The 12,261-nt window shown below is 69.3% G+C and carries 9 protein-coding genes; 6 read left to right on the plus strand and 3 right to left on the minus strand.

Annotation, left to right across the window (positions count from 1 at the left end; translation table 11 throughout):
• Nucleotides 1-11 precede the first annotated feature (11 nt).
• The 5 genes from D5084_RS01665 to D5084_RS01685 all read left to right on the plus strand — a co-directional run bounded on the left by D5084_RS01665 (nt 12) and on the right by D5084_RS01685 (nt 8,365).
• The gene (locus D5084_RS01665) at nt 12-4,640 is read left to right on the plus strand and encodes a MupA/Atu3671 family FMN-dependent luciferase-like monooxygenase (protein ID WP_128513763.1); all 4,629 of its coding nucleotides are present in this window, start codon (nt 12-14) and stop codon (nt 4,638-4,640) included.
• Entirely contained in the window at nt 4,637-5,293 is a 657-nt protein-coding gene (locus D5084_RS01670) for a 4'-phosphopantetheinyl transferase family protein (RefSeq protein WP_128513764.1), read from the plus strand. Before D5084_RS01665 ends, D5084_RS01670 begins: the two co-directional genes overlap by 4 nt.
• Nucleotides 5,294-5,298: 5 nt before the next feature.
• Complete coding sequence (locus D5084_RS01675) at nt 5,299-6,246, plus strand: hypothetical protein (RefSeq protein WP_238382486.1); 948 nt, start codon at nt 5,299-5,301, stop codon at nt 6,244-6,246.
• Between the two features lie 166 nt (nt 6,247-6,412).
• Complete coding sequence (locus tag D5084_RS01680) at nt 6,413-7,021, plus strand: polysaccharide biosynthesis/export family protein (protein ID WP_128513766.1); 609 nt, start codon at nt 6,413-6,415, stop codon at nt 7,019-7,021.
• A gap of 6 nt (nt 7,022-7,027) precedes the next feature.
• Nucleotides 7,028-8,365, plus strand: coding sequence for a porin family protein (locus D5084_RS01685; protein ID WP_128513767.1), 1,338 nt, complete (start codon nt 7,028-7,030; stop codon nt 8,363-8,365).
• Here D5084_RS01685 and D5084_RS01690 read toward each other — a convergent pair.
• The 3 genes from D5084_RS01690 to D5084_RS01700 form a co-directional block, all read right to left on the minus strand.
• A complete protein-coding gene (locus D5084_RS01690) occupies nt 8,337-9,281 on the minus strand; it encodes a class I SAM-dependent methyltransferase (protein ID WP_162302351.1) in 945 nt (314 codons plus the stop codon). The genes D5084_RS01685 and D5084_RS01690 overlap by 29 nt on opposite strands.
• 153 nt (nt 9,282-9,434) lie before the next feature.
• On the minus strand, nt 9,435-10,382 hold the full coding sequence (locus D5084_RS01695; RefSeq protein WP_128513769.1) for a glycosyltransferase family 2 protein: 948 nt from the start codon (nt 10,380-10,382) through the stop codon (nt 9,435-9,437).
• Nucleotides 10,379-11,122, minus strand: coding sequence for a WecB/TagA/CpsF family glycosyltransferase (locus tag D5084_RS01700; RefSeq protein WP_238382487.1), 744 nt, complete (start codon nt 11,120-11,122; stop codon nt 10,379-10,381). The genes D5084_RS01695 and D5084_RS01700 overlap by 4 nt, the downstream gene beginning before the upstream one ends.
• 232 nt (nt 11,123-11,354) lie before the next feature.
• Here D5084_RS01700 and D5084_RS01705 point away from each other — a divergent pair, with 232 nt between their 5' ends.
• Nucleotides 11,355-12,257, plus strand: a complete 903-nt coding sequence (locus D5084_RS01705; protein WP_162302352.1) for a glycosyltransferase family 2 protein — start codon at nt 11,355-11,357, stop codon at nt 12,255-12,257.
• Nucleotides 12,258-12,261 lie beyond the last annotated feature (4 nt).

The following is a 12,261-nucleotide window of genomic DNA, read 5'->3' on the forward strand; positions in this document are numbered from 1 at the left end:
CGGAGACTGACATGACCCTGACCGCCCTTCTGATCGGCAATGAAAGTCTGACGGTGGAATGCGGCAAGCGCTGGCTGGAGCAGGGGCACCAGCTTGCAGCCGTCGTCACGCGCGAACCCAGGGTCGCCGCCTGGGCCTCGGGCGCCGGGCTTCGGGTCATCGCGCCGGGCGCAGGCCTGGTCGAGCGGACCAAGGGGCTAAGCGTGGACTGGCTGCTCTCGGTTGCCAATCTCTCTCTGGTGGCCGCCCCGGTCCTGGCGCTGGCGCGGCAGGGCGGCGTCAACTTCCACGACGGCCCGCTTCCCGGCTATGCCGGTCTCAACGCCCCGGTCTGGGCGCTTCTCAACGGTGAGGCGACCCACGCCGTCACCTGGCACCTGATGACCCAGGGCATCGACGAGGGCGAGGTGCTGGCCACCCGCCGTTTCGAGATCGAACCCGACGACACCGCCTTCACCCTGAACGCCCGCTGCTTCAGCGCCGCCCTCGACAGCTTTGCCGAAGTGATGGCGGCGCTGGAGGCGGGCGGCCACCCGCGCCAGCCGCAGGCGTCGGGCGCGCGCAAGGTCTGGCGACGCGCCGACCGCCCGGCAGCGGCAGCGCGGCTTGACTTCACCCGCCCGGCCGAGGCGGTCGCCCGCCAGGTCCGCGCGCTGGATCATGGCGGCTACCGCAACCCGCTGTCGGTCCCGAAGATCGAGGCCGCCGGTCAGGTCTGGGCCGTGGGTCTGGCCGAGGTCGTACCCGGCTCTGCCGCCCCCGGCACCGTGCTGGCGCGCGATGCCGACAGCCTTACCGTCGCCTGTGCCGAAGGCGCGGTGCGCCTGTCGCACCTCAGCTGTCTCAAGGGCCTGCCCATCGACACCGCCCGGGCTGGCGCCTCGCTCGCCTCGCCCGACGCAGCGGAAGCTGCCCGCCTGGACGCGGCCCTCAGCCCGACCGCCGAGGCCGAAGTCCGCCTGCGCGGCCTGCTTCTCCGCCCCGATCCTGTCCTTGCCGCCGCCACCGGACCGCAGGACTGGCACCAGATCCCGCTTTCGGGTCCGGCCGCCTCTGCCGCCCGGATCGCTCTCGCCGCGATCCGCGCCCTTGGCCGCACCGGCGGCGACATCGCACTGGCCCTGGCCAGCGACCCCTCCCCGGGCTACCTGCTCCCCTGGGTGCCGGTGCGGCTGGAGGCGTCGGGATCGGTCATCGACGCCGAAACCCGCACCGCAGGCGCGCTTGACGCGGGCCGGGCCGCAGGTGGCCTTGCCGCCGATCTGGCCCTGCGTGAGCCCGGACTGACCGGCCTGCACCCTTCGGGCCTTGCCATCTCTGACGGAACGACCCCTCTCACCGGCAGCGTCATCACGATCTCGACCGCCGGACCGGTGACCCTCTGGCATGATGCGGCGCGCCTTCCTGCGCCCGAGGCCGCGCGACTGGCCGACCGGATCGCCCGGCTTCTGTCCGCCATGGCCGCCACGCCCGACGCCGATCTGGCCGGCTTCTCCCTGCTCTCGGAACAGGAAATCCGCGCCTGTTCCGGTGCGCTGGCCGCGACGGCCCGCGATTACGACCGGCAGATCACCCTGCCCGGCGCGATCCTGGCCCAGGCCGCCCGCACGCCCGAGGCGACCGCCGTCATCGCGGGCGATACCCGCCTCACCTACGCCGAACTCGCCGACCGCGCCGCCCGCATCGCCAATACCCTGCGCGGCATGGGCGTCCGGCGCGGCGCTCTCGTGGGTCTCGCCTGCTCCCGCTCCACCGACATGGTCGCGGGCGCGCTGGGGATCCAGTTGGCCGGTGCCGCCTATGTCCCGATGGACCCGGCCTACCCCGCCGATCGCCTGGCCCTTTATGCCGAGGATTCGGGCTGCCCGGTCATCGTCACCGAAAGCGCCGTCGCCCAGGCGCTGCCCAAAGGCCCCGCGCTCCTTGTCCTGGACACCGACCAGCGCCTTGCCACCGCCGCGACGACCCGGCCCGCCGAGGGCCCGACTGCGGACGACCCGGCCTATGTGATCTACACCTCCGGCTCCACCGGCCGCCCCAAGGGCGTCGTGGTCGGCCACCGCAACGTGATGAACTTCTTCGCGGGGATGGATGACGTGCTGGGCACCGATCCCGGCACCTGGCTTGCGGTCACCTCGCTGTCCTTCGACATTTCGGTGCTCGAGCTGTTCTGGACCCTGACCCGTGGCTTCACCGTGGTCCTCGCTAACGAAAGCGCCCGCGTCCGTCCCTCGGGCGACAGCGCGATCAATCCCCGCAAGATGGACTTCTCGGTCTACTACTGGGGCAATGACGACCTGCCCGGCCCCTCGAAATACGAGCTTCTCCTCGAAGGCGCCAGGTTCGCCGACCAGAACGGCTTTGTCGCGATCTGGACGCCCGAACGCCACTTCCACGCCTTCGGCGGCCCCTACCCGAACCCCGCCGTCACGGGTGCGGCGGCGGCGGCCATCACCCGGAACATCGGCGTCCGCGCCGGGTCCATCGTCGCGCCCCTGCACCACCCCGCCCGCATCGCCGAGGAATGGGCGGTCATCGACAACCTGACCAACGGTCGCGCCGGGATGGCCTTCGCCTCGGGCTGGCAGCCCGACGATTTCATCCTGCGGCCCGAGAACACACCCCCCGCGAACCGTCAGGCGCTGTTCGAGTCCCTCGAGGCCGTGCGCAGGCTCTGGCGTGGCGAAGCGGTGGAGTTTCCCCGCAAGGACGGCACCCCCTTCGCCGTGGTGACCCAGCCGCGCCCGGTCTCCAGAGAGGTCGAGGCCTGGGTGACCACCGCCGGCAACCCCGAAACCTGGCGCGAGGCGGGCCGGATGGGCGCACATGTGCTGACCCACCTCCTGGGCCAGTCGATCGCCGAGGTTGCAGAGAAGGTGAAACTCTACCGCGCCGCACTGGCCGAGGCGGGGCATGACCCGTCCCGCTTCAAGGTGACGCTGATGCTGCACACCTTCCTGGCCGAAGACCGGGAAACCGCGCGCAACATCGCGCGTGAACCGATGAAAAGCTACCTCCGCTCGGCGGCGGGTCTCATCAAGCAATACGCCTGGGCTTTCCCGGCCTTCAAGAAGCCGCAAGGTCTGGCCAATCCGATGGACATCGACCTCGGGTCGCTTGCCCCCGATGAACTGGAAGCCATCCTCGACTTCGCCTTCCAGCGCTATTTCGACGACTCCGGCCTGTTCGGCACCGTGGACGACGCCGTGAAACGGGTCGAGGGGCTCAAGGCCATCGACGTCGACGAAGTCGCCTGCCTGATCGACTACGGCATCCCGACGACTGTGGTGCTCGAGGGGCTGCGGCATGTGGCCGAGGTGCTGCGCATCACCAATTCCGGGGCCGGGGACGACGATTCGATGGCGGGCCTGATCCACCGCCATGCCGTCACACATCTGCAATGCACCCCGTCGATGGCGCGGATGCTGGCCGAAGACGACGGCGCCCGCGCTGCGCTGAAACGGCTGAAGCGGATGCTTGTCGGGGGCGAGGCGCTGATGGGCCGTCTGGCCGGCGATCTCTCCGGCCTGATCGGCGCGCCGGTCCTGAACATGTATGGCCCGACCGAGACGACGATCTGGTCCTCGGTCGAGGCGACGACCGGCGAGGATGGCGTGGTCAACATCGGCCAACCCATTGCGAACACCGCGCTTTATGTGCTGGACGACACCCAGGCCCCGGTCGCGGATGGCCAGGAGGGCGAACTCTGGATCGGCGGCGAAGGTGTCGCGCACGGCTATTTCCAGCGCCCCGACCTGACCGCCGAGCGCTTCCGCCCCGACCCCTTCGCAGGCCATGGCCGGATGTACCGCACGGGCGACCTTGTCCGCAAACGTGCCGACGGCAAGCTCGATTACCTCGGCCGCGCCGACTTCCAGGTCAAGATCCGCGGCCACCGGATCGAACTGGGCGAGATCGAGACCGCGCTCGAAGCCGCGCCGGGCATCCGCCAGGCCGTCGTCGTCGCGCGCGAGGATCAGCCCGGGGATGTCCGTCTGGTGGCCTATGTCACCGCCGCTGGCCCGGTCGATGCCGCCGCCCTGAAAGCGACCCTTGCGGAACACCTGCCCGAGGTCATGGTGCCCGCCCATATCGTGAAGCTCGACGCCTTCCCGCTCACCCCGAACGGCAAGGTCGACCGCAAGGCGCTGCCCGCGCCCTTCGCGGCGTCCCCCGCCACCGCCGCCGCCACACCCGAGCCCCTGGCCGCGACTGCGCCCTCTCCGACACCCGCCGCGGCGCCCGCAGTCACCGTTGCGGGCAACCTCGAAGAGGCCATCGCCGCGGTCTGGGCCCGCGTCCTTGGCGTGCCGCAGGTCGGCCGGTCCGACAACTTCTTCACCCTCGGCGGCCATTCGCTCTTGGCCGTGCAGGCCCACCGCGAGATGAAGGTGGCGCTCAACTCCGACCGGCTGGCGATCACCGACATCTTCCGCTTCCCCGTCGTCTCGGCGCTGGCGGCGCATCTGGGCAAATCGATCACCGTGGTGCCGACGCCCGTCCAGTCCATCGCCGCAGCCGCGCCCCCCGCCGCCTCGACAGCTGCGGCAGCCACCGGCGACACGGCCGCCGACAGCCGGATGGATGCGATGGCCCGCCGCCGGGCGATGCGCGAAGCGCGGGAGAAGGCGCTGGGATGACCCAGCCCTCCCGGCTGAAGCGGATCGAGACGGCGCTGGCCGCATTGTTCCCGGCGGATGTGGCCGTGGCGCTCTGCACTCTGCCCGCCGCCGACCCGCGCGACCTCTGGCCTGCGGAACGTCCGGCCGTGGCCGGGGCTGTCCCGGCGCGCCTGGCCGAATTTGCCGCCGGACGACAGGCCGCCCGCACGGCGCTTTCGGCCCTTGGCCTGCCCCCCGTCGCGCTGCCGATGGGGCCGGACCGCGCACCCGTCTGGCCTGACGGCATCGCCGGGTCCATCGCCCATGCCGCCGGTCTGGCCGTCGCCGTCGCCCGCCGCGGCGCGCCCCTTGGCGTCGATGTCGAGCACGACAGCCCCCTGCCCGATGACCTCTGGCCCACCCTCACCTCGCCCGAGGAACGCGCCGCCTTCCCGCCGGGCGAAACGGGCCGACAGGTCCGCCGCGTCTTCGCCGCCAAGGAGGCGCTCTTCAAGGCCCAGGCCCAGGGCGCGCGGGCCATGTTCGGCTTCGACGCCGTGCGCGTGACCCTTGTCGAGGACGGGTTCGATGCCCAGTTCCTCTGCGATGCCGGGGCCTTCCGCACCGGCGATCGGGTGCGGGGGCGGTTGGCGCGCGTCGAAGGGCTGATACTGGCAGGGGTGGCACGGTGACGATGATGACACGACGCACGGCGATCCTCGGCGGCCTTCTGTCAGCACTTGGCGCGGGCGGGCTTTACTGGCAGCTGACGCGCGCGCCCTCTGCCGCCTCGGTCAGGACGCGGCTTGCGGCGGCATCGGTCCCGAAACCCGACAGACCGCTGACCGTCTTTCACCTTGGCCACAGCCTGGTGAACCGGGACATGCCCGCGATGCTGGCCCAGCTTGCTCCCCCGGGGCACCGCTACGACAGCCAGCTGGGCTGGGGCACCACCTTGCAGGCCCACTGGGGCGACGCGCCGATCAACGGGTTCGAGGCCGAGAACGCCCATCCCCGCTTTCGCCCCGCGCTCGAGGCCGTGCGCAGCGGCGACTACGACGCCATCGTCCTGACCGAGATGGTCGAGATCCGCGCCTCGATCCGCTATTACGACAGCCCTGAATACCTCGCAAAATGGGCGATGGAGGCGCTGAAGGCCCGGCCCGACGTGCGTCTTTACCTCTACGAGACCTGGCACCAGCTGGACGATCCAGAAGGCTGGCTGGAACGGCTGGACGCCGACCACGACCGCTACTGGCTCTCGCGTGTCCTCGGCCCCGCGCTGAAACGCCTGCCCCAGGGGGCGCAGATATTCCTGATCCCGGCGGGCCAGGTCCTTGCCGCCTTCGTCCGCGCGGTCGAGGCGCAGGGCGGCCTCGGCAATGTCCGCGACCGGACCGACCTCTTTTCCCGGGCCGAGGATGGCACGCTGGACGTCATCCACCTCAACGACATCGGCAACTACCTCGTGGCATTGGTCCACCATGCGGTGCTCTATCAGCAAAGCCCGGTGGGCCTGCCCCATGCCCTTCTCCGCGCCGATGGCACCCCGGCAACCGCCCCCGAGCCTCAGGTCGCGCGGCTGATGCAAGAGACGACCGATTCTGTCGTTCACAACTTGGGCTTGTCCGGCTTCACCGCGTGATGTTGCATATCCGCCACCACGGGCGGCAATGGTGGTCTTCCAGGGTCCTGCGGGCCATCAGGAAGCCGGTTCGGGTGGAATTCCCCTTTCCGATCGGCGTCAGGCCAAATATCCTGCCCTGAATGCAGCTCACCCGGATTTTGCGGGCCGCTATGGAGAGTTTTCGATGTTCATCCTTCGCCGTCTCGTCGCCGCCCTGTTCCTCTTGCCGATCCTGGCCCTGACAGCCGCTGCCCAGGACTACCGCATCCGCCCCGGCGACGTGCTGCAGATCGAGGTTCTCGAGGACGCAACGCTGAACCGCAGCGCGATCGTGCTGCCCGACGGCCAGATCTCGCTGCCGGTCGCGGGCACGGTCCGCGTCGCCGGACGCAGCATCGCCGAAGTCCAGGCCGACCTTGTCCGTCGCCTCGCTCCGGGCTTCGCGTCCACCCCGACGGTCTTCGTGACGCTCAGCGCCCTTGCCGAACGTCCTGCCGGCACCGCGGCCGCAGCGCGCACCATCGACATCTACATCCTCGGCGCCGCGAACAGCCCCGGCAAGATCGAGGTTTCGCCCGGCACCACCCTGCTGCAGGCGATCGCACAGGCCGGCGGCGTATCGCCCTTCGGCGCGAAGAAACGCATCCAGCTCCGCCGCGTCGACAAGTCCGGCAACGAGCAGGTCTACAGGCTTGACCTCGACGCCATCGAGCGCGGCGCCTCGGCTGGCGGCACCACGCGCCTGGTGAAAGGCGACGTCATCGTCATCCCGCAGCGCAAACTGTTCGAGTAATTCGGAATGCGCCATACCGGCCACCTGATCGGAGGGGTCTGCGCCCTTGGCGCGGCTCTTGTGCCCGGCGCAAGCCGTGCGCAGGAGGGTGGCCTCTTGCTGCGGTTCGGGATCGAGAACCGGCTGGAGATCACTCGCAATTCCGGCCTCTCCGTCCCGGCGGAGGGGACCGAAGTCGCCAATGCCACGCTGCTGTCCTTCGGCCTGTCCAGTGAAACCACCATCGACCGGCTGACCTTCGATGTGACCGGCGGGGTGATCGCTCAGAATACCGACGACGGCAGCGAGATCGACTTCGGTCGCACCGCGCTGACCTTCGGCTACCACCGCGAGGTTCCCGCTGCCGTGCTGGATCTGGCTGCCGAATTCCGCACCGACGATGCCGATGCCTTTGGCGACGATCTCGGCGATGTCGGCGCCGTCGGCTCCCGCAGCGATCTGTCCCTGTCGGCGCGGCTGGAAACAGGCCGCACTTCCGGCGTCGGCCTCGCCCTCGGCGTCGCCTACGACCAGACCAGATATCAGGACACCATCGACCCCGATCTGGTCGACACCACCGAATGGCGCGGTGACGTGGCCGCGATCCTGCATTTTTCCGAAGTGGCAACCGGCCGTGTCGGCCTGCGCTATCGCCACCGCGAGGAAGACGATCTCGGCACCACCACCACGGATGCCACCACCGTCTTCGCCGGGCTCGACTATTCGCTGTCGGAACGGACGGATCTGTCGGTCGAACTCGGCTACACCGAAACCGAAACCGAAGACGGCGGCGTCATTGACCGGGACACCGGCCCCGATGCCAGCGTCCGGCTGTCCTACGACATGCCGGTCGGCACGGCCTATGCCCTCCTCGGCGTCACGACCGATGCCGACGAAGGCCAGCGCCAGACGTTCGAGATCGGCCGCGCGCTGGAAGCCCGGCGTGACACCCTCTCGGCCCGCCTGGGGGTGACCCATGGCGACCGGACGGGCACCGATCTGATCGGATCGCTGGAATGGACCCGCGCCCTGCCGGATGGCAGCATCGGCGTGACCGCCGAACGCCGCGTCAGCTATGACGCCGACACTGACGAAGGCGTCACCGATTCGATCTTCAGCCTGACCTGGGCGAAGACTCTGAACGACACCACATCTGTCCTGTTCGGCGCCACCTACGAAAACAGCGATTCGGCGTCGGAACGGATCGAACAGGTCTCGTTCGACGCGGGCGTAAGCCATAGGCTGACCGCCGACTGGAGCCTGTCGGGCGGCATGGGCTACACCGTGCGCCACGATGCAGACGGTCGTGCGGAATCGCCCAGACTTTTCGTCGCGCTCAGCCGGGACTTCCTGTTCCGGCCCTGACCCAGGGCCTCCTGGCTCGGGCGAACAGCCCGATGCAATCGTACTTCCGATCCGGCGGCGCAAAGGCCGACCGTGCCAGCAGCGCCAGATCGCGGCCGAGCGTTCGGCGCGGTGTCACCTTGCCTCCCCCATTGTCCCGCAAGCGCCGGTGCACCTGGTTCTCCCAGGCCCGCCACCCGGGCGAGAAATGCCGCGTCCGGCCATGGTGCACTTCCTCCACGATCTCGAACCCGGCTTCTTCCATCAACCGGCGCAGCGATTGCGGCGTGAAGAACTTCAGGTGCCGCGGCACGTCCAGCATTTCTGAGATCTCGGCATAGGTCTGGAAATGCAGTGCCGCGCAATTCGGCACCTCGCAGTAGAACCCGCCCCCCGGCGCCAGCAGCCCGTGCACATTGCGCAAGGCGCGCCCCGGATCGGCGCAATGCTCCAGCACATGGGTCATCAGGATCAGGTCGAACCTCTGCTCCCTCACCGAGGGCGGGATCGCCTCGGCCGTGCCCGCCTCGACCGTGACACCCCGGCCTGCCGCGACCTCTCGCGCCTTTGGGTCGGGATCGACGCCGAACAGCTCCCTCCCGGGCGCAGCCAGCGTCGCGACGAAATCCCCCCCGCCGCAGCCGATGTCCAACACGCGCCGGGCCTCGGGTTGCAGCGCCTGCAGCCGGGCGGCATCCATCATCCGGCCCTGATCCGTCAGCCAGGCCAGCTTGACCAGCACCCGGTCCACCGGCCCGGCGGCCACCTCGGGGAAATGCGACTGGCCATGCGTGTAATAGGCCGCCATGTCGTAGCTGACCCGCACTTCCTCGGGCGTCAGTTCCCGGCGCATCAGCCCGACATCGCAGGCCCGGCACCACACCAGCCCGCCCGAGCTGATCGCCTGCCCCGTCTTCACATCAATCGGAATGTCCAACCAGGGCGTCAACTCTGCCGCCGGTGTCGCGCAAATCGGACAACGCGGCGTGTCTACAGGATCGTCCATGCGAAAGGTCCCGTTCGTTTGAAAATGGCTTATTCAGAAATAAGCATTCTTCGCCCGGAGACACCCAGCTGGCGCGAAAAAACTCTACTTTCTGACCAGGCTTCGCAGGGCATGCCCGACCAGGTCGCGCAGGAAATGCGGCGGGCCGGGAGGGATCGACGGCTGCACCAGCCGCCGCGCCCGCAGGATCAGCCCGCCCGTGACATGCGCCAGCGTCGCCGCCACCACGCGCGAGGTGCCTCCCGCCTTGCGGAAATAGTGCCAGCGGCTGTCGAACCAGTAGCCCGGCACCCGCTTCCACGTCTTCATCCCGGTCGAGACCGAGCCGATATGCTCCACCCGGCTTTCCTTCACGAAATGCGTGGGCCAGCCGGCTTCGGCCGCGCGGCGGCAAAGATCGGTTTCCTCGAAATACAGGAAGAAGGTCTCGTCGAAATCGCCGACCGTGCGGATCACCTCGTCCCGCAGCATCATGCTGGCCCCCGCCAGCCAGTCCACCGGACCCGTCGCCTCGGGGACCCCGATGGCCACCGACTTGTGCCGCAGCAGGCGCGAGATCGGCCCGGTCCGCGCCGCCCCCTCCAGCTCCGACGCGACCGAGGGGAAGCGGAAACAGGTCACATGCGGCTCACCGTCCGAGCCGTGGATGTAACTGCCGGCGATCCCGACCCCGGGATGCGCCTCCAGATGGTCCAGCAGCTGCCGGATCGCATCCGGGGCCGGAAAGGCGTCCGAGTTCAGGATGTAGACATAGTCCGGCCGCACCCCCCCCGGCAGACCCAGCCGGATGCCAACGTTGTTGCCCGCACCGAACCCGCCGTTGCGGCCCGACTGCACCACGCGGACCCGGGGGTGGTCCTTCAGCGCCTCGCTCATCTTCTCGAACGATCCGTCGCCGGAATCGTTGTCGACGACGACGATCCCCCCCGCGATCCCCTCCATCGCGCGTTCGGCAAATTCGGCCGCACGCAGGGTCATGTCGGCTGTCCGCCAGTTCAGAATCACGGTCAGGACCGTCGGGCCGTCGCTCATTTCCCCGCCCCCCCGTTCCGCGTCTTCAGCGCCGTCACCGTCATCGAGGGCAGAACCAGCGCACAGTCCAGATAGCGTCTGGCCAGCCGCCGCGGGTTCGACAGCATCCGCCACAGCCACTCCATCGCGATTCGGCGCACCCAGACCGGCGCCCGCGTCTGGTGCCCCGCGATGAAATCCAGTCCCGCCCCGATGGACAGGAACCCCAGCCCCGGATGCCGCGCCAGCCCCCGCGCTGCCAGAAGCTCCTGCTTCGGTGCGCCAAGCGCCAACAGACAGATCCGCGCGCCCGAGGCCGCGACCTGATCCAAGAGCGCATCCGCCGCCGCACTCGCCGGATCGAACCCGAAGGGCGGCGCAAGGCAAGCGGCGACCTCCAGCCCCGGATGATCCGCCTTCAACTGTGCCGCCGCCGCCTGCAAAACCGGCTCGGTCGACCCCAGAAACGCCAGCGGCGCGCCAATCCTCGCTGCCATCGCCGCAACCGGAGCGATCAGTTCCGACCCCGGCACCAGCGCCACGTCGCCCCGCCCCGACAGCCGCGCCATCCAGACGATGGGGTTGCCATCCGCGACCACATGGGTATGCGCCCGGTAGGCCGCCAGAAACGCCGGGTTCCGCCGCAGCTTCACCACATGGTCCAGGTTCAGCGTTGCCACCGCAAAGCCGCGCCCCTGCGCCAGACGGGCCTCCATATCGGCCAGAAGCGCCGCTTCGGTCGGAAAATTGACCAATGTCATCGGATCCAATCGCACATCTCCGGAAACAGCCAGATCACCCGCCACAACTCTATCCCTTGCCATCCTGTCGCCACACAGCTCTGGCACCGCTGCTGACTGACAGGCGATTGTTCATTCGCCGTCAAGACGATAGTCTGCGACATACAGGGTTTGGCAGGGCTTTTTCGTGGCATTCGCGCAAGAGACATTCAGTCCGGGGAACGATCCCGCGCCCAAAGCCGCATTGTTGCCGGTGTCGCTTTCAATCATTGTCCCGACCTTCCGGCGTGAGTCTCTGCTGCCCGCCCTCTTCGCCGCCGTCGCCGAAGAACGCGCCTCGATCCCCGAACCCGTCGAACTCCTCCTGATCGACAATTCCCCCGAAGCGTCCGCCCGAACCGCCGCCGCATCGGCCCCCGGATTTGTGCGCTACATCCACGAACCCCGGACCGGAGTCGCCCGCGCCCGCAACCGCGGCGTGGCCGAGGCGACAGGGACCCACATCATCTTCCTCGACGACGACGAAACCCCCGCCCCCGGCTGGCTCGCCGCCTTCGCCGAGGCCGCAAGACACGGCGCGCAGGCCGCCTTCGGCGCGGTCGAACCCCGGTTCCAGACCGACCCGCCCGCCCCCTTGCGCGGCCCCCTCGACCGCCTCTTCAGCCGACGCCTGCCCGCCGCCGACGGGGCCGAGGTTCAGCACCTGCGCGCCTATCTCGGCTCGGGCAATTCCATGTTCGCGCGCGAAACCCTCGCGCTCGTCGATCCGCCCTTCGACCCCGCCTTCGACCGTGGCGGAGAGGACGTCTGGCTCTTCCGCCACCTCGTCGACGACCACCGCATCCCGATGCTCTGGTGCCCCGGCGCACTCGTTCACGAAATCGTCCCCGCCTCCCGCGCCAGCCTGTCCTTCCTCCGCGCCCGCCGATACTCCGACGGTCAACTCCGCTGCCTGGTCGAAAGCGGCCACGGCGGGCTGCGCGGTGCCGCCCGCGTGGCGCTCTGGATGGCGGTCGGCGCGGCGCAACTTGCAGGGCACGGCCTCGCCGCCCTTCTGACCCGCCCCTTTTCCCCCAGCCGCTCCACCCGGTTCCAGCTTGCCGCCTGGGGAGGGGCGGGCAAGCTCTTCTGGTGGCGGCGCAAACTTGCGCGGTAAACAC

The sequence above is a fragment of the Tabrizicola thermarum genome (assembly GCF_003574395.1).
Lineage (GTDB): Bacteria > Pseudomonadota > Alphaproteobacteria > Rhodobacterales > Rhodobacteraceae > Tabrizicola > Tabrizicola thermarum.